This window comes from Prevotella sp. OH937_COT-195 (genome assembly GCF_003932845.1).
Lineage (GTDB): Bacteria > Bacteroidota > Bacteroidia > Bacteroidales > Bacteroidaceae > Prevotella.
Genome location: NZ_RQZH01000001.1, coordinates 96,412 through 118,589 on the forward strand (window position 1 = coordinate 96,412; position 22,178 = coordinate 118,589).

Here is a 22,178-nt window from a genome sequence, read left to right on the forward strand (position 1 = left end):
TTTTTACCTACATTCTTTAAAGCAAAGTGATTTATGGCAACCAGGGATTTGACGAACAAAACAAGGGACATTGCGAGGGAACTTGCCCGTAAGTATAGTACCATGACGCACGATGAACTCGATATTTTGCAGAGCGTGTTGGTACCGATGAAGTTTGCCAAGGGCGAGATGATATTGAAAGAGGGCGAAACCTGCACCAATATATATTATATAGAAAAAGGATTGGTGAGGCAGTTCTATTTCAAGAATGGAAAGCAACTTACCGAACACATGGCGGTTGAGGGAAACATCGTGATGTGTATAGAGAGTCTCTTCCGCGAGGAACCAACCAAACTACAGATGGAAGCACTCGAAACGACAATTATATACGCCCTGCCGAAAGCCCGTCTCGAGGAGGTTGCCCTGCATAATGTCAATATGCAGATACTCTATCGTAAGATATTGGAAGAGAGCCTGATACTTTCGCAGATACATGCCGACCTCGTTCGTTTCGAATCTGCACAGGATCGTTATCGCAAGATGTGCAAACTTCAAAATCAAGTTACACTGCGTGCTCCGCTCGTGTATATCGCAAGTTATTTGCAAATGACCCCCGAGACTCTTAGTCGTGTGCGTTCAAGCACGTTGCTTGACTGACATTTACATGAACAAACGGCGAATCGGAGTATCCATTTACCTGTTGACCGTGTGCCTCGCGGCACTTGTTCTTGTGGGTTGTTCGGTGCAAAAGTTTGTGCCGGAGGACGGTTATCTGCTTTCAAAGGTGGAGATAAAGAGCGACAACAAGGACATGGACGTAGAAATGTTGAAGCAGTATGTTCGCCAAAAAGCAAACTCTAAATGGTTCTCGATATTCAAAGTGCCGCTGCACACTTATTCTCTCGCGGGCAGAGACACGACGAAATGGATTAACCGAACGCTGAAAAACATTGGTGAGAAGCCTGTTATATACGACAGCATACAGGCACGGTTGTCGTGTCGCGACCTTGTAACCGCCATGCAAAACATGGGGTATATGAATGCTGCCGTTGTGCTGGAAAAGAAATATAAAGGCAAAAAGGTAAAACTGGAATACAACCTTCTGCCGGGCGAACCTTTCTATATAAGGAACGTGGAGTATGACATAGAAGACCCCGTGGTGGAAAAACTTCTCGGTCTTGAAGACTCCGTAAACCGGGGAATACACCGCGGAATGCAATTTACCGTAGCCAACCTGAACAACGAAAGGAAACGCATTGCGCGAGAGTTGCATAATTCCGGGTTCTATAAATTCAACATAGACTTTATACGTTTTACTGCCGACTCGACTAATAGCACGAGGGAGGTTGACGTGGTTCTTCGTCTGTTGCGATATAAACCGGACAATAATGCAGAAGAAACGCTGCATCCGAGATATTTCATCGGCTCGGTAAGGCATGTAGGTATAGGGGAGGAAGACACGCACTTGCGAAAGAGAGTGCTGGACGACAATACCATTATCAAGAAGGGATGGCCGTATCGTGCCAAGGATTTGCAACGAACTTACAATAATTTTGCCAAACTCGGAGCATTAGGATATACCAATATCCGTTTCACGGAGCGCAGTGATACCTCCTTGCTCGATTGTGTGATACACACAAGTCGCAGAAAAACGAACAGTTTGAGTTTTCAACCGGAGGGAACAAACACGGCTGGCAATCTCGGAGCGGCGGCTTCGGTAACTTGGACTAACAGGAACTTGTTCCGAGGGTCGGAACAATTTAGTGTGGAATTGCGCGGAGCATACGAGGCAATAACAGGTCTTGAAGGATACCAAAACCATAATTACACCGAGTTCGGACTTGAGACGAAACTTGAGTTCCCGCATTTCCTTGCACCGTTTCTTTCGTGGTCGTTCAGAAGAAACTCGCTTGCAAAGAGTGAACTGTCTGTAAGTTTTGACATGCAGAACCGTCCGGAGTTCCACAGACGCGTCTTCTCGGCTGCATGGAGGTATAAATGGAATGACGTGGGGCATCATGCCGCATACCGGTTAGACTTGTTAGACCTTAATTATATATATATGCCGTGGATTTCTTCAACGTTCAAGAGAGAATATCTTGATAACGTCGGGAGTCGCAATGCCATATTAAAGTATAATTACGAAGACATGTTCTTGGCCAAAATAGGTTTCGGGGTTAATTATAACAACGGCATACGGGCGTTCAGGGCGAATTTCGAGACTTCCGGAAACCTGCTGAATGCCGTGTCGCATATTGCAAAAAGTAAGAAGAACGGCAACGGACAATACACTTTGTTCAATATTGCTTATGCGCAGTATGTGAAATTCGACATCGATTATTTACGCATATATCAGTTTGACAAGCATAACACACTCGCACTGCATGCCTCGTTGGGCATTGCATATCCTTACGGGAACAGCAAAGTTCTGCCGTTCGAGAAGAGGTATTTCAGCGGTGGGGCAAACTCTGTACGCGGATGGAATGTGCGTGGTTTGGGACCGGGGAAATTCAAGGGTACGAACGGCTCGATAGATTTCATAAACCAAACAGGAGACATGAAACTCGACTTGAATGCCGAATACCGTACTTTCCTTTTCTGGAAAATAGACGGGGCGGTATTCTTGGACGCAGGGAATATATGGACGTTGCGCAACTATCAGGAGCAACCTGGCGGTATGTTTGTCTTAAAAGATTTCTATAAACAGATTGCAGTGGCATACGGTATCGGACTGCGTCTAAACTTCGGATATTTCATAATGCGTTTCGATTTTGGAATGAAAGCAATCAACCCCGCATACGAAACAAGCAAGGAGCATTATGCCATATTAAATCCGAATCTCAAACGGGATTTTGCTTTTCATTTCGCGGTAGGTTTGCCATTCTGACTTTCCATGCATTGTTTTCCTTTACGAGTTTCAGTCTGAACGTTCCACGAGATGTGAAATGTCCGCATTTTCCGATGGTATCGGTCTCAAAATAGTTGCTCACTGTCACCGTAACGGTGCTCTCGTTGTCGCCACCCTCCACTTTTTCTATTTCGATTTCTGCCTCGTCTGTGGCGGTTTTCAAAATTTCAATGTCTTCGTTGCTTATTTGGCTCGTTGCAAACCTCAACCACGGTTCGCTGTCTTTGGTACAATATTTTGCCGCATTCCGGTATCTTAGGTTGAAGTATTCTTTCGAAAAACTTTCAGCCACACCTTCCGCACTCGATGGATTTATTGCTTGCGCAAAATCGCAGGAAACCATGATGCCTGCCGTTGCCATTGCAATAATAAATTGTATCCATCCTTTCATTGTCATGTTTTATTAGTCTTTTGAAAGTTTAAAAAAAATATTAAAAGATTAAATCACTGCAAAGTTATGGAAAAACTTTTGTAATTTGACTGAATTTAAGTACTTTTGTATCAAAATATACACGTAAATGCTGAAATTTATTTCATTCGGCAGTGGAAGCAGTGGTAATTGTTATTATCTTTTTACCGATACGGATGGTCTCCTGATTGACGCGGGAGTCGGTGTTAGATTATTGAAAAAGAGTTTTGCGAATTTCGGAATTCCCATTTCGAAAATACATAATATACTGATTACGCACGATCATGCCGACCATGTAAAGAGTGTAGGAAGCCTTAGTAATGATTTGAAAGTTCCGGTATATGCAACGCGCGAAGTGCATGCCGGAATTGAGCGTAATTACTGCGTAAGAAATAAAATAAACGGTGCCAATGTGAAATATATCCTTAAAAGGGAACCCGTTTGCATCGGTGATTTTATTGTGACAGCCTTTGGTATTCCGCATGACAGCGCCGATAATGTCGGTTTCATGGTTGAGACCGGGGGAGTTAAGTTTTGTCTTATGACTGATGTCGGCCATGTTACCGACGAGATGAAGGAATATATTTCAAATGCCGATTATCTTGTCATAGAGGCAAACCATGATGAGGAAATGTTGAAAACGGGGTCTTATCCGCAACATTTGAAAGTCAGGGTTGCGGGCGATACCGGGCATCTGTCCAACAAAGCGTGTGCCGAGGCCTTGGCATTATGTTGCACAGAAAGTTTGAAACATGTGTGGCTCTGCCATTTGAGCGAAGAGAACAACCATCCGGAACTCGCACGTAAGACCGTTGATATGATATTGAGAAATTATGGAATAATACCGGAGGTAGACTTCGCACTCGATGTCTTGAAGCGCAAGACACCAAGTGATGTTTGCGAGTTGACTTTATAAAAATTTGATTGAAAAATTGCAAGTTATAAAATATTGTAATATCTTTGTGCTCTAATCTTATTTAACTATTTAAAACCACTTTTTTTACTATTAAACCTTTTTATTATGAAACATTTTTTTACTCTTATTGCCGCTTTGTCAATTTCGGTAATCGCATCGGCAACAATTGTTGACACGATTCCAATTGAACGTGTAAATCATCCTTCACGCAACTTGCTCAGTGTAAACAACCATACTATGGGAAAGAATGGTGATTTTATATTCTGTTCTCCAAAACCACAACCCCGGCAACAAGGGGCGGAGACTGTGAACCTGACAATCAATTATGAAAGCTCCGCTGCCTTTACCCCGATAGGTATATCGGTGTATAATAAGGAAAATGGCATGTTCCACGTTGATTATGACGGTAAGACGAAGACCGTTACACAAGTAGTGCCAAAGGGTACATACGATATGTTTGCAAGTTATATGTCATCATATAGTGAACTTTATTATGTGTTTAAGGAGAATGTTAAAATAGATGCAGATGCCACTTTCACGTTGTCGCAGAGTGAAGCAAAGACGGGAATCTCTTTCCGTACAGTTGACCAAGATGGCAACAGCATGCACATGCCGGTATATAATAATTCTTATCAAATTGTTGAAGAAGGCACAATTGATGACTACTCCTCTTTGTCGTTCTTTATATTGAAAGGATTCGGTAATGTTGCTGCAATTATCGGAGGTGGATATAAGTTTAAGGGACATGAGACAGATTTCTACATCAACCACTTGAGCGAACGCTATAAATTATGCGAGGCGCGTATGGTGTCCAAGGGAGAAGTGTACTGGTTTAACAAGTATGTACTTGAGGATTTTACCAAAGACACGATAATTACCAACAACCCCGCACGATACATTGCATATAATCAAAAATTCGAGACAACACCGGAATGGAAGGAAAAAACGGAGAACCATGTGCCCGGCTACTATTTCTCGGGAGTATATAAAGGTGATGCCATGATTGGACAACAATCATATATCCCGGACATGCCGTCTTCCGACCTAACTACGAAATTCTTCCTTGACCTGCCAAAAGATGATGATAACTCGGAAGACATGTTCAATGTTCTCGTTAAACCACTCATGGGCGACTACATGAAAATTGAGACGTATGGAGATTATGAGTACAAAACGTTCAATTTCATCAGGGGACAGCAAGTAATGGGAGATAGAGACGGATTGTTGTTCGTTAATTCCGGATATGAGGAAAACGGCGGTTATAATGCTCCCGAGAATAATGTCCGCTCACAACTTTATCCCGGTCATCCCAAATTCTCGTTTACAGACAAGACTGCATCCAACGTGGTTTATGGAGCAAGTTGTCCGGTAAATTCACTGCGTATAGTTCCCGATATTATTAATGGAAAAGAATATTTGAATATCATTCCGAGTTATATTGGACGATATGGCGAATTGCGCGATGCCGACCACATGCTTGTTGAACAGAGCGAACAGCAAGTTAGTTCCGATGTATATAAAATAATCATTGAAAACGATAACGTTAACGTAGATGGGCTTGAAGGTAAAAACAAAACCGAACTTGTAATGATGCAAAATGAAAGCGACCATATACCGCCTACAATGCAGATGCTTCAGTTTAAGGATAAAAACGGAAATATTACAGATTGCTTTGCCAATCCGGCAGACGGTGTTGTCGAGATTGCCGGTGGTGATTTCTCTTATAACCCTGTGTCGGATAGTTACTCCGGATATTATACTTGTGGTTCTGCAACCATTAAGGTTACATGTAGTCCTTTTGGGAAGAACAATACACTCGCTATTCCCATGGAAGAGATTCGAGATTTGTATTTCATGCCGGGCTTCGGGCATTTCTTCCGCGGATCACTTGAGAACATTCCTGCAAGCATGGAAAAACAATGGTATGACTTGACGGTAACGTTCACCGACCCGTCCGGCAATAACCAAACGCAGACAATCAGTCCGGCATTTTGCATTGACGGAACTCTTGCCGGTATTGATGAGATGCAATCATTGCAGTCACATGTCAAACTTGTTGGCGATATGGTTGTCGTGAAAGGATTTGAGAACGCAACAATGCAACTCTTGTCGGTCGATGGTCGTTTGGTTTCCACCGGTACCGATGGTGAAATATACATAGGCAGTTTACCTCGTGGTGTGTATGTAGTTAAAGTTTTCACTTCCGGCATTGAGCAAATAACTTCTAAAATATTAATTTAAAACGATACCATGAAAACGATAATTTCTATATTGATTGGGTTAACCCTGCCGATTTGCATGTCGGCACAACTTGTGGTTGATACATCAACAGAATATTCCATTGACAATGGTGGCTGTAAGACGGAATTGTCTTTGCCACAAAACATTGACTATCAGCATTTCAATACATCGGAGGGAGTAATGGTATATTCTCCGTCATACACCCGAAATAATGCCGGAGAACAGACCGTTACGGTTACGTTTGTATATGATTATGATACAAATAAAGTTGCTCCTCTCGGCATAACGGTCTACAACGATACACAAGGAGTGATAGTTGTTGATAAGTCCGGAACAAAATCTACATTCACATGTCAGATGCCAGCCGGAACTTATGATATGCATGCCATGTTCAAAGGTAAGCCCACGGGAACTTATACAGTGTTCAAAGAGAATGTCGAAATTACTGATGGCGTAACGATAACATTTGTAAAAGACGAGGCAAATGTTCCGTTCAATTTTAATTTTTTTGACGAGAATGGCACACCTCTCACTTTAGACCAATACGAGAATGGTACCGTGGCTGTTGCCGGTAATGTCAACAGTTATCGCAGTTACACATTCTTTTCTCTAAAAGGAATGGGAGTTGTTCATACTATAATAGGAGGACCGTATCGAGTGAAAGGTTATGATGTAGATTATTATGTTAATACGGTAAGCGATCGTTTTACTTTGTTACATACAGCCAACATGCGCTCTAAGATCAATAATGCAACCTATTTCTTCAAGTTTGAGACTCCGCTTAATGCTTCTGCCACCATCTCAAGCAAACCGGAAGATTTACAATGCTACAAGCAGAAATTCGTTCCCACTCCGGCAGGAGATGAAAATGCAAATGCACATATATATGGCTGTCGCGTATGGTGTACATACAATGGAAAATGGTTGCTTAGCAGCAAATCGGAGAACAAGAACATGATCTTGCCAAATCACGAAACAGTTTTCTATATAGATCTGCCCGAAAACGAGAATGGCGGATTTAACGTAATGGTCAATCCCATGATGGGTGATATTTATGTTGAGGCAAATAAGCAATACCATCATATTATAGGACTTCCGGTTGCCGGAAATTCTAAAACCGGCTTGCATTTTATTGACTACGGCTACGATATTACCGACGGATTTATTGTACCCGTGGGTGGCGGAACACCGGTTGTTTATCCCGGGAATCCCGCTCTGTCATGGAAACTTTATGGAACGTCAAGTCGGTATATATACGGGAACAGTTGTCCGTTATTATCTGTGAAATCAAAAGATTACAACGGAAAAAGTACCAAACTTCTTACCTATCTCGGACGTTACGGAGAAATATATGAATCCGACCGGAAGACTGTGGTTAAAAGTGAAAATACAGACGGAGATTTTAAAATTCACACCTTTACTCAGGAGAATGTGAAGGTTGATGGCATGACAGGTAAGAATGTCACCGTGCTGCGTCACAAGACAAAAGGTGATGACATAACAGCCCCTTCTATACAGATGTTGCGTTTCATCACATCCGAAGGTCAAATAACCGACCGTATTGACGATGTCGGTAGCGGCATGCTTGAGTTCGTTGCAGGTGACATGCAGTATCATCATGACGACAATTACGCATATATGCGCTACTATGATTGCAAACCAATAAATAATATAGAGGTGTCATATTCGGAGCATGAAGCAGACACTTGGATGACATTGCAAGTCAACGTCGTGCCTGAAAATTTCTTTATGCCGGGTTTCGGATATTTCTATAGAGCATCGTTGGCATCTGTCAATGGCAAAGGAAAATGGTACGACTTGCGCATAAAACTTGATGATGCAGTTGGCAATACCCACACACAGACGCTGATGCCGGCTTTCTTTGTTAAAGGGAACACGAGCGGATTGAACGAAATAGACAAAAGCGAATGTAATGACATCGTATATTTTGATGGTCGCATCATATCCTCACAACCCGTTTCCGTGGCAATATACAGTCTTGACGGAAGATGCGTGAAAACCTCTTATGCAGCCGTTGTAGAAACAGGGGAAATGCCCAGCGGTATTTATATTGTCAAAGCAACAACAGATGACGGACACGTATTTCTAAAGAAAATAACCGTCTGATAAGCATTTTGCCAATTAAGCGAACTCAAAAAAAAACTTAATTACCAATATTAATAAAAGAAATATTTTGTTAATCGGGAAAAAGTTAGTAATTTTGCACCCTGTTTGGAATAAGTATCAAAAATCAAGAAAAGTAGATAGCAATGTCGAAGATTTGTCAAATTACGGGAAAGAAGGCGCAGATTGGCAACAATGTTTCCCACTCAAAGCACCGCACCAAGCGTACCTTTGATGTAAACCTGTTCAGCAAGAAATTCTACTATGTAGAGGAAAACTGCTGGATACGCCTTAAGATAAGTGCGGCAGGTTTGCGCCTTATTAACAAAGTGGGTCTTGACGCAGCTCTTAAAAAGGCCGTTGCCAAGGGATACTGCGACTGGAAAGACATTAAAGTTATAGGAGTATAAGTATCATGGCAAAGAAAGCAAAAGGCAATAGGGTTCAGGTCATACTTGAATGTACAGAGATGAAGAATAGCGGTCTTCCCGGAACGAGTCGCTATGTCACGACCAAAAATCGTAAGAATACGCCGGAGCGTTTGGAGATTAAGAAATACAATCCCCTTCTTAAGCGTATGACCATACATAAGGAAATTAAATAATTAAAATAGAAGCGAAATGGCAAAGAAAACTGTCGCCACCCTCCACGAAGGTTCTAAGGACGGGCGTGCATATTCAAAGGTTATCAAGATGGTAAAAAGCCCGAAAACCGGTGCTTACATCTTTGATGAGCAGATGGTTCCTAACGAGGCTGTCAAAGACTTCTTCAAGAATTAATTTTCTTAATATATACTATTGAAATGAGCCGCAGCATTGTTAATGTTTGCGGCTCGTTTTTTTTGTTTTTTACACAAAAGATTGTCCATATTTGCTCTAATAAAAGATTTTATGTAATTTTGTAGGCAAAAACATACGACATGGGAATTTTCGGTTTATTCAACAAGAAGAAGAAAGAAACACTCGACAAAGGACTCGAGAAGACCAAGGAGAGCGTATTCTCAAAATTGGCAAGAGCTGTTGCGGGCAAGTCAAAGGTTGATGATGACGTATTAGACAACCTTGAAGAGGTACTGATAACGAGTGATGTCGGTGTAGAGACAACATTGAAAGTAATACGGAAGATTGAAGAAAGAGTGTCTCGTGACAAGTATGTATCAACATCCGAACTTAACAATATCCTTCGCGAGGAGATAGCAAACCTTCTTGCTGAAAACAATACCGATGACAACGACAACTGGGATCTACCCTCCGATCATACTCCGTATGTTATTCTCGTTGTTGGTGTGAACGGTGTTGGCAAAACAACGACAATTGGCAAACTTGCACATCAGTTTAAGAGTGCCGGCAAAAAAGTTTATCTTGGTGCCGCCGACACATTCCGTGCCGCAGCCGTCGAGCAGTTATGTATATGGGGCGAACGCGTAGGCTGTACGGTAATAAAGCAGCAAATGGGCAGCGACCCTGCCTCCGTGGCATTTGACACTTTGAGTTCGGCAAAGGCAAACGGAGCCGATGTGGTTCTGATAGACACCGCAGGGCGTCTCCACAACAAAGTGGGACTGATGAACGAATTAAAGAAAATCAAGGAAGTAATGAAAAAAGTGGTGCCAAATGCGCCCGATGAGGTAATGCTTGTGTTGGACGGAAGCACCGGTCAAAACGCTTTCGAGCAAGCAAAGCAGTTTGCTGCCGTTACGCAGATAACGAGTCTCGCCATAACAAAACTTGACGGTACGGCAAAGGGCGGGGTAGTAATCGGTATCAGCGACCAACTGAAAGTGCCGGTGAAATACATCGGACTGGGAGAAGGAATGGAAGACCTGCAGTTGTTTAACAGACGACAATTCGTGGATTCCTTATTTAATTCGAAATGAATATCAAGAAAGGTAAGATACAGTTTTGAAGCAAAATCATGTTGACATAGTAACGCTCGGCTGCTCAAAGAATCTCGTTGACAGCGAAATCCTTATGAAGCAGTTTGAATTGAACGGATATTCCTGCTCGCATGACAGCAAGAGACCATGTGGCGAGATAGCCGTAATAAACACTTGTGGTTTCATAGGCGATGCCAAGGAAGAAAGCATAAATACCATTTTGGAGTATGCCGAACGCAAGAAAAAGGGCAAACTGAACAAACTTTTCGTAATGGGTTGTCTGTCGCAGCGTTATAAGAAAGAACTCGAAGAAGAACTTCCGGAGGTTGATAAGTTTTATGGCAAGTTCGACTACAAGCAATTAATATCCGACCTCGGCATGGTAGAAATCCCCGAACAATATTCAGGGCGCACGCTTACCACACCCGGTCACTACGCTTATGTGAAGATAAGCGAGGGCTGCGACCGCCATTGCGCATACTGTGCGATACCAATAATGACCGGCAGGCACAAGAGCCGTCCGATGCAAGAGATAACAGACGAGATTAAATCGCTTGTCAGTCAGGGAGTCAAGGAGTTCCAAATAATAGCCCAGGAACTTACGTTCTACGGTAAGGATATTGACGGCAAGGCACACATTGCCGAACTCGTAAGCGACATATCAGACATAGACGGTGTTGAATGGATAAGACTTCATTACGCATATCCTGCTCAATTTCCCTACGAGTTGTTAGATGTCATGCGCGAGAAAAAGAATGTTTGCAAATACCTTGACATCGCATTGCAGCACATCTCCGACAACATGCTTACCGCCATGCACCGACATATCACCAAGGAGGAAACATACCGGCTCATAGAAAGGATTCGTAAAGAAGTTCCCGGAATAGCAATCAGAACCACGTTGTTAGTCGGTTTTCCCGGTGAGACAGACGAAGATTTCCGCGAACTCATGGAATTTACGCGCATGGCACGTTTCGAGCGTATGGGGGCTTTTGCCTATTCGGAGGAAGAAGGGACTTATGGAGCAATTCACTACAAAGATGATGTTCCCGATGAAACAAAAGAGAAACGCCTATCCGAACTGATGTTGCTACAGCAATCGATAAGTGCCGAACTCGAAGAGGAGAAGGTTGGCACGGTAATGAAGGTGATAATAGACCGCAAAGAAGGTGATTACTACATCGGGAGGACAGAGTTCAGTTCGCCGGAGGTTGACCCCGAGGTACTCATAAAGGCAGACGAACGCGTGCTTCGTAAAGGAAATTTCTACGATGTTATGATAACCGGTTCCGAGGAATTTGACCTTTATGCCACCACGGTGTTTTGAAATGCCGGACGTATTATTCCTTTGAAAAAAGAAAAACCTTATCTATATGAACAATAAAGACTTCATACAACAACTTGCACAGAGGTTGGGAATGACGCAAGATGAAGCCCAGTCAACCATGAACAAGACAATAGACATCATGGGAGACATATTCCAAGAGGGCGGCTCAGTGCAAATGCCGAACTTCGGAACGTTTGAGGTAAAGAAGCGTATGGAGCGTGTCGTGATAAACCCGGCGACCAAACAGCGTATGCTCGTGCCGCCTAAATTGGTGTTAGGGTTCAAACCCGTTGCTTCGGTGAAGGAGAAACTAAAAAACGGAGGGGCAGCCAATGGCTAAGGTGACATTTCAAGAAATGGCCTCACGGCTCGCCGAGCGTAAAGGTATAAGTATTGACAAGGCGCAAGATTTCTTGTCGGCAGTACTGAACACCGTAAACGACGGGCTGCACAAGGATAAATTGTTGAAAATAAAGGGGCTTGGAACTTTCAAGGTAATAGAGGTAAAGCAACGCAAAAGTGTTGACGTGAACACCGGCGAAGAGATTATCATCGACGGTCGTGAAAAAATCACGTTTACTCCCGACGCAATGATGAAAGACTTGGTAAACAAGCCTTTTTCGCAGTTTGAGACAGTTTCGCTCAACGACGGTGTCGATTTTTCCGATTTTGAGTCCTCATTATCAGACGAAGATGTCACACGCGAAGAAAATGTTGTCAAAGACGAGGTTCCGGATAACGCATTGCAGGAAGAAGTATTTGATGACAAAAAAATGCCGGAAGACAGCGATGAAGCCATTTCTGTGTCTGACGAGTCTTTCAGTGATGCCGTTCCGGTTTGTAACATTATGAACGTAGATGCCGGTAGCGATGAGAGAACGACATCAACGGAAACAGATTGTACCGATGTCGCAGACAAAACCGACATGAAAAGTGAGAACCTCCACAATTTAGACGAAAAAGACACCGAAGATACTACCGTTACCGACGGGCAACCGGTGGAAAACGAGTGTGAAATAACAGAAGAAGAGTCTGATGCAGACTCTATATCCCCTGAAAGACAATATGAAAAACAAGAAAAAGATATGGGAAACTTTTCAAATCACAATGATTACAATGCTTGGAAACGTTGGATTATTGTCATTGTCCTAATTGCGTTGTTTGGTTCTCTTTCGTATTATTTATTTGATTTCTCGAACAAAAGAGAATCTGAGATTCGAGAACAAATGATAGTCAGTCAAGTTATGACCGTTGACTCGCAAACCGTTGATAAGCATGTCGCAGATTCCACTGCAAAGGAAGACACCGTGAAGCAGTCAAAACGTAATAAAGAGATTGAAGACTCGGTGGCGGCATCTGCATTGAAAGAGAAAGAAGAAAAGGCAAGGAAGGCGGCGGAAACAATGCCCAAACCTAAGCCGGAGGCAGAAAAGAAAAAGCCGGAAAAACATGTGGTTGCTCCCAAAGCATCCGAAAAAGCACTCGAATCATCAAGAAGACTCGTGAAGTACGGTGCATACGACATTGTGGGAACAGACAGAGTGATAACCGTGAAAAAAGGACAAACAATGACATCTGTTGCCAAAGTGTGGCTCGGCAAAGACATGGCATGCTACATCGAGGTGCATAACGGAACGACAACACTGACGGAAGGGCAGAAATTGAAGATACCCAAACTGAAATTGAAGAAGAAAACGAGAAAATGAAAAATACGCTCCGAACCTTTGCAGGCAACGGCTTCAAGGGTGCGGAGCGCAGTTTTATAATGACAATAAGCATAAAGTTTCTTAAAAGTAAGTTTTGAGAAACTTTTTTAATACTTTTTAGTCGCGTTTTTTCGACTATGAAAGGCGAATGTATTACTTTTGCGGTTAAATAAAGAAAACAAACAAAAATAGAGAAAAACTATGTCAGAAGCATTTGATATACGCGAACTTAACATCCGTATCGAGCAACAAAGTTCGTTTATTACTTCCCTTACCTCGGGAATGGATCGTGTGATTGTGGGGCAGAAACACTTGATAGACTCCCTGCTGATAGGACTTCTCAGCGACGGTCACATATTGCTTGAAGGTGTACCCGGGCTGGCAAAGACACTTGCAATAAAGACATTGGCACAGTTAATCAATGCCGATTACAGTCGCATACAGTTTACTCCCGACCTGCTTCCGGCAGATGTCGTTGGCACACTCATCTATTCGCAGAAAGACGAGAATTTCCATGTAAAGAAAGGACCGGTGTTTGCCAATTTCGTATTGGCAGACGAGATAAACCGTGCTCCGGCAAAGGTACAGAGCGCATTGCTCGAAGCGATGCAGGAACACATGATAACCATCGGCAGTGATACGTTTGCCCTGCCTGACCCTTTCCTCGTCATGGCAACGCAGAACCCCATAGAGCAGGAAGGGACATATCCGCTGCCCGAGGCACAGGTTGACCGTTTCATGCTGAAAGTGATAATCGACTATCCGACGATCAGCGAAGAGAAACTCATCATTCGCGAAAATCTGCAAGGTGCGTTACCAACGGTAACACCCGTTATTTCCGCCGGCGAGATACTCAATGCCCGCGAAGTGGTAAGAATGGTGTATATCGACGAAAAGATAGAACAGTATATCGCAGACATCGTTTTTGCAACGCGTTATCCTGACAGGTACGGTCTCACGTCGTTGAAAGACATGATAACTTTCGGCGGTTCGCCCCGTGCCTCGATAAACCTTGCCAAGGCCGCCCGCGCCTTTGCTTTCATAAAACGCAGAGGATATGTCGTTCCGGAAGATGTGCGTGCCGTTGCACACGATGTACTCCGACACCGCATCGGACTTAGTTACGAGGCGGAGGCAAGCAATGTTACCGGCGAGGAAATTGTGAGCAGTATCATAAACAAGATTGAAGTGCCGTAGTTCGTAACGTTTCTTACGGGATGATGATAAGTGATTTCGCCGAATTTGCAAACCAATTTCACCGATTTTACTTGGTAATTTCGCCGAATTTGTCGAGCAATCCTGCCGAATTTGAAAAGCAGGTTGTAATGTAATTTATGTTTAATGCAGACAAAACAGATTAAATGGAGACGCAGGACATACTGAAAAGGGTTCGCAAGATAGAAATAAAGACGCGTGGATTGAGCCGCAACATATTTGCGGGTCAGTACCATTCGGCATTCAAAGGGCGCGGCATGGCATTCAGTGAGGTTCGTGAATATCAGTTCGGCGATGATGTGCGCGACATCGACTGGAATGTAACCGCTCGTTTCCATCGTCCGTATGTCAAAGTATATGAGGAAGAACGGGAATTAACCGTTATGCTGTTGATAGACGTTAGCGGCTCGCTCGATTTCGGAACGGATAAATGTATGAAGCGTGACATGGTAACTGAGATTGCCGCCACGCTTGCGTTCAGCGCGATACAGAACAACGACAAGATTGGCGTGGTGTTCTTTTCTGACAAAATAGAAAAGTATATCCCCCCCAAAAAAGGTCGCAAGCACATATTGTATATTATCCGTGAGTTGCTTGATTTCAAAGCATCAAGCAAGAAAACAAACCTTAAGAATGCCGTGGAGTTTCTCACGAGTGTAACGAAACGCCGCTGTACCGCATTCCTCATGAGCGATTTCTACGACCGTAGCGATTTCGGAAATGCCCTAACCATTTGCAACCGCAAGCACGACGTTGTTGCCATTCAGGTGTATGACCGGCGGGCAAGGGAACTCCCCGACGTAGGCATTATGAAAGTACTCGATGCCGAGACTGGGCACGAGATGTATATAGACACCGGCAGCAAGAAACTGCGGGCTGCCCATCATGCCTATTGGTTGAAGCGACAGCGCAAACTGAACGAGACATTTGTCAAGAGCAGAGTGGATAACGTGTCTGTCTCAACGACCGATGATTATGTTAAATCTCTCATGCAACTGTTTGCCATGCGAGGGTAGATGTATAATGAATTATAGAATTGGCTTTGATATATAAAGTGTTAACAGTGACAGGAAAGATATTTGCAGTAATCGTATTGATGATTAGTGCTTTGCCCGTGTTTGCTCAAGTTGAGGTTAAATCGAGTATAGACTCTGCTTCGATATATATCGGGCAGCAGGCACATATTACCCTCGACGTTACGATAAGACAGGGAATGAAACTCGTACTTCCCGAATTCAAGCCGCAGCAACACATCACACCGGGCGTGGAAGTCCTTGAACAGAGCGTTGCAGACACATTGAGGTTTGGGGACGGCATGCTGAAAGTGTCAAGGATATATACCCTGACGTCTTTTGACGAGAACATATATTATCTTCCGCCGATGAACGTAAATGTTGACGGCAAAGATTACAAAAGTCGCGAACTTGCCTTGAAAGTGTTTACGGTAGAGGTAGACACACTGCATCCGGAAAACTTCTATCCGCCCAAAGATGTGCAGAACAACCCTTTCAAATGGGAAGATTGGAGTATGCTTTTCTGGTTGGGCGTGCTGCTTTCCGTGCTTACCGTAGTGCTGTATTATCTGTACACCCGGCTCAGGGAGAATAAGCCCGTCATGGCAAAAGTAAGATTCGTAAAACGCATACCGCCTCATAAGAAGGCCATGAGCGAGATTGAACGCATCAAGGCAGACAACCTTGCATCCTCGGAAAACCAGAAAGAATACTACACCAAACTTACGGAAACACTCCGTAAGTATATAGAAGAGAGGTTCGGATTCTGTGCAATGGAGATGACCAGTTCCGAAATTATATCGGGACTGGAGGCCAACGGCGACAGCGAAATGATAAAAGAACTGGGCGAACTGTTCGATACCGCAGACCTCGTCAAGTTTGCCAAGCATTCTACTCTTGCCAACGAGAACGACGAAAATCTCGTGAATGCCATACATTTCATAAACACTACCAAGAAAGAAGACCAACCGCAAGTGGAACGCGTTGAGCCGAAACTCACAACCGAGGAGGTGCATGGCATGCGCAGGCGGCGGGTGCTGAAATGGTCGATAGGCATTCTTGCCGGTGTGTGCGTTGGGATATTGGTGTATATAATATATAACGCGGCAGTATTGTTGTCGTATGAAATTGAGATATGGAGTTTCTAAATAAAGAGTGCTTCTTGCTGTTGCTGCTGCTCGTGCCATATTTCCTGTGGTATGTGCTTTACCGCAAGAAGAGCGAGCCGACAATTAAGATGAGCGACACAAATGCCTATCGGTATGCCGCAAAGAGCATAAAGATGAGGCTGATGTGGCTGCCCGATGCGTTGCGCGTGCTCACTTTCGTATTGGTTGTAATAATACTTGCCCGTCCGCAGACAAATACATCGTGGGGAAGCCGTACGGTGGAGGGTATTGACATAATGCTTGCGATGGACGTTTCGACGAGTATGCTCGCAGAAGACCTCAAACCTAACCGCATCGAAGCAGCAAAAGAAGTGGCCACGGAATTTATTTCCGATCGACCCGATGATAATATCGGACTTACGGTTTTTGCCGGAGAGGCTTTCACGCAGTGCCCTATGACGACCGACCACACATCGCTTCTGAACTTGCTGCAAAACGTAAGGACGGACATTGCGGCGCGTGGGCTGATTGCAGACGGTACTGCAATAGGAATGGGACTTGCCAATGCCGTGGGCAGGTTGAAAGAGAGCAAGACCAAGAGCAAGGTCGTTATCTTGCTTACCGACGGCAGCAACAACATGGGCGACATCTCTCCGTTGACGGCGGCGAATATCGCCAGAAGTCTCGGCATTCGTGTATATACGGTTGCCGTGGGTGCAAAGACTGTTGCTCCGTATCCTGTACAGGTGGGAGGTATAACCAAGTATGTCAACGCCAAGGCAGACATTGACACCAATACGCTTAGTAAAATAGCCGCCACCGCGAACGGGCATTTCTATCGTGCCACGAATAACACCGAGTTGAAACAGATTTATAAGGATATAGACAAATTGGAAAAGACGCGCATGGACGTGAAGAAATTCTCGCGACACTACGACATGTACCAGCCGTTCGCATTGGCTGCACTGTTGGCATTGTTGCTCGAGATGCTTTTCCGACTTACGATATTCCGCCGCATTCCGTAAAAATAAAACAGATGTTCAGATTCGAAGCCCCCATATATTTATACCTTTTGGTTATCGTTCCGATAATGGCTGCCGTCAGATGGTTTATGATGCGGAGCAGAAAGAAGAAACTTGCAAAGTTCGGCGATGCAGTTCTTCTTGCTCAACTCATGCCCAACGTATCCAAGATAAGGCGCACGGTAAAGTTTTGGATATTGCAGACGGCATTGGCAATGATTATAATCATGCTTGCACGACCGCAGTTGGGGGCAAAGATAAGCAACGATAAACGTAACGGAATAGAGGCGGTGATAGCCCTCGACATTAGCAACTCAATGCGGGCGAAGGACGTGATGCCATCGCGACTCGAAAAGAGTAAGATGCTGATAGAGAACATGGTGGATAACTTCACTAACGATAAAGTGGGATTGGTGGTGTTTGCCGGAGATGCCTTTATCCAACTGCCGATAACGAGCGACTATGTTTCGGCAAAGATGTTCATGCAGAATACCGAACCGAACCTTATCGCATCGCAGGGTACCAACATCGGTGAGGCATTAAGGATAGCGTCGAGCAGTTTTACCAAAGCAGAGAATATCGGTCGTGCAATAATAATTATTACCGACGGAGAGGACCATGAGGGCGGTGCGGAAGAGGCTGCCGCGGCTGCCAAGAAGAAAGGAATGAATGTTTTTGTGCTTGGCGTGGGGTCTTCGAAAGGTTCACTTATACCCGACGATCAAGGCGGATATGTCAAAGACGATACCGGCTCCGATGTAATTTCAGCACTCAACGAGGATATGTGCAGGCGTATAGCCGAAGCAGGCGGGGGAGGATATATTCATGTGGATAACACCAATGTGGCACAAGAGAAACTCAATGCTGCACTGGCAAAACTACAGAAAGGAGAGTTTGACAGTGTTATTTACAGTGAGTATGACGAACAGTTCCGTGCCGTCGCCATAATAGTTCTGCTGCTTTTGATAGCAGAGGTGTGCATCATGGAAAGTCGAAATCCGATGCTTAGAAACATAAGGCTGTTTAAGAGAAAAACGAATTTAGGGAACAACAGATGATGAGAAAGATATTCATTTTAATGCTATTGGCAGCCGCTTCGGTTTCTTTTGCGCAGAACGATCGCGACTATATAAGAAGCGGAAACCGTCTTTATCGGGCAAAGAAATTCGACAAGGCAGAGGTGGAGTATCGCAAGGCCGTTGCGGCGAATGCCGAGAACCCGCAGGCAGTGTACAATCTTGGCTGTGCAATGATGATGCTTCAGAAAGATTCTGTTGCCGTGTTGCAATTTGAACGGGCATCACAACTTGAGACAAATAAATTGCGATGTGCCAAATCGAACCACAATATAGGTGTCATATTGCAAAATCATAAGATGTACGACAAGGCCGTAGAGGCATACAAAAAGGCTTTGCGTGACAATCCCAATGACGATGAAACGAGGTATAACCTTGCCTTGTGCAAGAAACTTATGAAGAACAAGCCGGAAAATAAAGACAAGAATAAAGACGACAAGGATAAGGAAAAGAAACAGAACAAAGATAATCAGAATAAAGAAAAAGAGAAGAACGAAGACAAGAAAGACGACAAGCAAAAGCAGAAAGAGCAGCCGGAGAAAGACAGAATGAGCAAAGATAATGCCGAACAGTTGCTCAACGCTGCCATGCAGGAAGAGAAACAGACGCAGCAACGGTTGCAGAAAGCAATGCAACAGCCGCGCAGAAATCGCAGTCGTAAGAATTGGTAAACGATAAAAGAAAGAGCATTTATGAAGAAATATTTTACCATATTGGTTTGTCTTGCAATGTTTTTGGCGGTAAAGTCGCAGACTCTGACCGTCAATGCACCGTCGCATGTGACGACAGGCGACAATTTCCGCCTGTCATATACGGTAAATACACAGAGTGCAGGCGACCTGCGCATAGGCAAACTTCCTGAAGGACTCGAACTTATTGCAGGGCCGTACAGGTCGGAACAGTCGAGTTACCTAATGAACAACGGGCATACGAGCAGCAGCAGTTCGGTAACGTTCACGTTCATAGTGAGTGCCGCCAAGGCCGGCAACTACACCATTCCGGCGGCTCGGTTGGCTATAGGAGGCAAGACAATTGCATCGTCTGTGGTAAAGATAAACGTATCGGGTACGGCGGCAAACACCGGTGGAGCACCTCGAATGCACAATGACAACGAGCAATCGGGCAGATCAGGTAATTCGAGGGGAGCCATATCGGGCAGCGACTTGTTCATAAAGGTAAGTGCAAACAAGACTCGTGTATATGAGCAAGAGCCGGTGTTGCTTATATATAAGGTATATACACTTGTGGATTTGAGTCAACTCGAGGGCAAAATGCCGGATTTGAACGGTTTTCATACGCAAGAGGTAAAACTACCGCAGCAGAAGTCTTTCCATATAGAAAAGGTTAACGGCCGCAATTATCGTTGTGTGACATGGAGTCAGTATATCATGTATCCGCAGATGACCGGCAAACTTGAGATACCGAGCATCACGTTCAACGGCATCGTGGTGCAGCAGAACAGAAACGTAGATCCGTTTGAGGCATTCCTTAACGGAGGTTCGGGGTATATCGAGATAAAGCGTAGCATTAATGCCCCGGGCATGACTATAAACGTGGAACCGCTGCCGACAAAGCCTGACAATTTCTCCGGAGGAGTGGGAAAATTCAATATCTCGGCACAGTTGGACAACAAAGTGGTTAAAGCGGGGACACCGTTGTCACTGCGCATAACGGTTGGCGGAAACGGTAATCTCAAACTAATAAAGCAGCCTGTGGTGCTTTTCCCGAAAGATTTTGACAAGTACGACCCGAAAATAACGGACAAGACAATGCTCACAAGCGGCGGTCTCGAAGGCAACATGATATACGAATTCCTTGCCGTTCCGCGCAACAAAGGCAAATACACAATACCTGCGGTGGAGTTTATCTATTTCGATACAGATTCAAAGGCATACAAGACAATAAAGACACAACCGTTCGAAATTACGGTGGAAGAGGGCAACGGCACAGCCGAATCCGATGATTTCATGGATTTGAAGAACCAAGACATAAGACAGATAAAGACCGGCGATGTTGATGTAAAGTCGGTTGATTCTTTCTTTTTCGGGTCTGTTGCCTATTTGTTGATAATCGGTGCGTTGCTTGTCGTGTTCGTTACGTTGATGTTTATGTTCAGGAAAAGAGCGATATACAATTCCGACTTGGTTATGGTAAGAGGCAAGAAAGCCAACAAAGTGGCAACCAAACGTTTGCAAGTTGCAAAGTCGTTGATGTTCGACAATCGTCCGTCAGAGTTCTACGATGAAGTGTTGCGTGCCTTGTGGGGATATGTAAGCGACAAGTTTAACGTTCCTGCCGAGTATCTTTCGCGCGAGAACATCAATGAAATACTTACAGAAAAAGGTGTCGTAGAAGGGACAATCAGTCAGTTGGTGGGAGCAATCGACGAATGCGAATACCAACGCTATGCTCCCGGAGACGCAAAAGGAAACATGAGTAAGACATTCGAGTCGGCAATGACCGCAATAATGAGGATAGAGGAGACCATGAAGAAAACCGGTAGTTCGGTCACCGTCTTAGTCGCAGTATTGATTATGCTTGTGCCGGTTTCGGTGTTCGCCGAAAACTCGTTGAAATCTTCTGCCGATAACGCATACCACAACGGAAACTACCAGCAGGCCGTAAATGGTTATGAACAATTGCTCAAGAAAGGTGTCAGTCCCGAAATTTACTACAATCTCGGCAACGCATATTACCGCTCTGAAAATATTACCAAGGCGATAATAAACTACGAACGTGCCCTGCTGTTGTCTCCCGGCGACGATGACATACGTTTTAATCTGCAACTTGCACGGTCGAAAACGATAGACAAAATAACGCCCGAGAGTGAGATGTTCTTCGTTACATGGTATCGTTCTTTTGTAAGTTTGACCAACGTTGACGGTTGGGCATACGTTGCACTTGCAAGTCTGTTAGTGTCGTTGTGCCTTGCTCTCGTGTATCTTTTCTCCACAAGAATATGGTTGCGCAAGGTGGGATTTTTTGTGGGTTTGACAATGTTGCTGCTCTTTGTCGTGTCCAATATATGTGCTTTCCGACAGCGTCATATACTCGACGAACGCACTGGAGCGGTAATAGTGTCGCCCTCTGTAAACGTGAAGAGCAGTCCGGAGGCAAATGCCACCGATGTCTTCCTTATCCATGAAGGAACGAAAGTGGATATAACAGACGACTCCATCAACGAATGGAAGTACATACACCTTGCCGACGGAAGGGAAGGCTGGATATCGGTAAAGGCACTTGAAAGGATATAGAAT

General features: G+C 44.3%; 20 protein-coding genes. 19 read left to right on the forward strand and 1 reads right to left on the reverse strand.

The window, feature by feature from the left end; all coding sequences use genetic code 11:
- The first annotated feature begins 33 nt into the window (after window positions 1-33).
- Together EII32_RS00435 and EII32_RS00440 are read left to right on the forward strand one after the other, a co-directional pair.
- Window positions 34-636: a Crp/Fnr family transcriptional regulator gene (locus EII32_RS00435; RefSeq protein ID WP_125233493.1), complete on the forward strand. Its 603-nt coding sequence runs from the start codon at window positions 34-36 to the stop codon at window positions 634-636.
- 7 nt (window positions 637-643) lie between these two features.
- Window positions 644-2,866 (forward strand): BamA/TamA family outer membrane protein, encoded by a 2,223-nt coding sequence (locus EII32_RS00440; RefSeq protein ID WP_125233494.1) that lies wholly within the window; start codon window positions 644-646, stop codon window positions 2,864-2,866.
- On the opposite strand, the gene EII32_RS00445 is transcribed toward EII32_RS00440, so the two are convergent.
- Window positions 2,820-3,284, reverse strand: coding sequence for a hypothetical protein (locus tag EII32_RS00445; protein WP_125233495.1), 465 nt, complete (start codon window positions 3,282-3,284; stop codon window positions 2,820-2,822). The two genes, EII32_RS00440 and EII32_RS00445, sit on opposite strands and share 47 nt — an antisense overlap.
- Before the next feature lie 121 nt (window positions 3,285-3,405).
- On the opposite strand from EII32_RS00445, the gene EII32_RS00450 reads away from it, so the two are divergent.
- The 17 genes from EII32_RS00450 (at window position 3,406) to EII32_RS00530 (ending at window position 22,175) form a co-directional block, all read left to right on the forward strand.
- Window positions 3,406-4,212, forward strand: a complete 807-nt coding sequence (locus EII32_RS00450) for an MBL fold metallo-hydrolase (RefSeq protein WP_125233496.1) — start codon at window positions 3,406-3,408, stop codon at window positions 4,210-4,212.
- A 105-nt stretch (window positions 4,213-4,317) separates the two neighbouring features.
- Complete coding sequence (locus EII32_RS00455; protein ID WP_125233497.1) at window positions 4,318-6,453, forward strand: T9SS type A sorting domain-containing protein; 2,136 nt, start codon at window positions 4,318-4,320, stop codon at window positions 6,451-6,453.
- Between the two features lie 9 nt (window positions 6,454-6,462).
- Window positions 6,463-8,580, forward strand: coding sequence for a T9SS type A sorting domain-containing protein (locus tag EII32_RS00460; protein WP_125233498.1), 2,118 nt, complete (start codon window positions 6,463-6,465; stop codon window positions 8,578-8,580).
- A gap of 143 nt (window positions 8,581-8,723) precedes the next feature.
- The gene (gene rpmB / locus EII32_RS00465; RefSeq protein WP_125233499.1) at window positions 8,724-8,987 is read left to right on the forward strand and encodes a 50S ribosomal protein L28; all 264 of its coding nucleotides are present in this window, start codon (window positions 8,724-8,726) and stop codon (window positions 8,985-8,987) included.
- 5 nt (window positions 8,988-8,992) lie between these two features.
- Window positions 8,993-9,181, forward strand: coding sequence for a 50S ribosomal protein L33 (rpmG, locus tag EII32_RS00470; protein WP_125233500.1), 189 nt, complete (start codon window positions 8,993-8,995; stop codon window positions 9,179-9,181).
- Window positions 9,182-9,197: 16 nt separating this feature from the next.
- Entirely contained in the window at window positions 9,198-9,356 is a 159-nt protein-coding gene (locus EII32_RS00475; RefSeq protein ID WP_091818262.1) for a DUF4295 domain-containing protein, read from the forward strand.
- Window positions 9,357-9,496: 140 nt separating this feature from the next.
- Entirely contained in the window at window positions 9,497-10,453 is a 957-nt protein-coding gene (gene ftsY / locus EII32_RS00480) for a signal recognition particle-docking protein FtsY (RefSeq protein WP_125233501.1), read from the forward strand.
- 25 nt (window positions 10,454-10,478) lie between these two features.
- Window positions 10,479-11,780 carry a 30S ribosomal protein S12 methylthiotransferase RimO gene (gene rimO / locus EII32_RS00485; protein WP_125233502.1) on the forward strand — a complete coding sequence of 434 codons (1,302 nt, stop codon included), beginning with the start codon at window positions 10,479-10,481 and terminating at the stop codon, window positions 11,778-11,780.
- A 46-nt stretch (window positions 11,781-11,826) separates the two neighbouring features.
- Window positions 11,827-12,120, forward strand: a complete 294-nt coding sequence (locus EII32_RS00490; RefSeq protein ID WP_125233503.1) for an HU family DNA-binding protein — start codon at window positions 11,827-11,829, stop codon at window positions 12,118-12,120.
- The gene (locus tag EII32_RS00495) at window positions 12,113-13,486 is read left to right on the forward strand and encodes an HU family DNA-binding protein (protein WP_125233504.1); all 1,374 of its coding nucleotides are present in this window, start codon (window positions 12,113-12,115) and stop codon (window positions 13,484-13,486) included. The genes EII32_RS00490 and EII32_RS00495 overlap by 8 nt, the downstream gene beginning before the upstream one ends.
- 201 nt (window positions 13,487-13,687) lie before the next feature.
- On the forward strand, window positions 13,688-14,683 hold the full coding sequence (locus EII32_RS00500) for an AAA family ATPase (protein ID WP_125233505.1): 996 nt from the start codon (window positions 13,688-13,690) through the stop codon (window positions 14,681-14,683).
- A gap of 164 nt (window positions 14,684-14,847) precedes the next feature.
- Window positions 14,848-15,717, forward strand: a complete 870-nt coding sequence (locus EII32_RS00505; RefSeq protein WP_125233506.1) for a DUF58 domain-containing protein — start codon at window positions 14,848-14,850, stop codon at window positions 15,715-15,717.
- Window positions 15,718-15,797: 80 nt separating this feature from the next.
- Window positions 15,798-16,862 carry a BatD family protein gene (locus EII32_RS00510; protein ID WP_125233603.1) on the forward strand — a complete coding sequence of 355 codons (1,065 nt, stop codon included), beginning with the start codon at window positions 15,798-15,800 and terminating at the stop codon, window positions 16,860-16,862.
- Window positions 16,850-17,848, forward strand: a complete 999-nt coding sequence (locus tag EII32_RS00515; protein WP_125233507.1) for a vWA domain-containing protein — start codon at window positions 16,850-16,852, stop codon at window positions 17,846-17,848. The genes EII32_RS00510 and EII32_RS00515 overlap by 13 nt, the downstream gene beginning before the upstream one ends.
- Before the next feature lie 11 nt (window positions 17,849-17,859).
- Complete coding sequence (locus tag EII32_RS00520) at window positions 17,860-18,903, forward strand: vWA domain-containing protein (protein WP_125233508.1); 1,044 nt, start codon at window positions 17,860-17,862, stop codon at window positions 18,901-18,903.
- Window positions 18,900-19,592 carry a tetratricopeptide repeat protein gene (locus EII32_RS00525; protein WP_233582267.1) on the forward strand — a complete coding sequence of 231 codons (693 nt, stop codon included), beginning with the start codon at window positions 18,900-18,902 and terminating at the stop codon, window positions 19,590-19,592. The genes EII32_RS00520 and EII32_RS00525 overlap by 4 nt, the downstream gene beginning before the upstream one ends.
- A gap of 21 nt (window positions 19,593-19,613) precedes the next feature.
- Complete coding sequence (locus tag EII32_RS00530; RefSeq protein ID WP_125233509.1) at window positions 19,614-22,175, forward strand: BatD family protein; 2,562 nt, start codon at window positions 19,614-19,616, stop codon at window positions 22,173-22,175.
- Window positions 22,176-22,178: the final 3 nt, after the last annotated feature.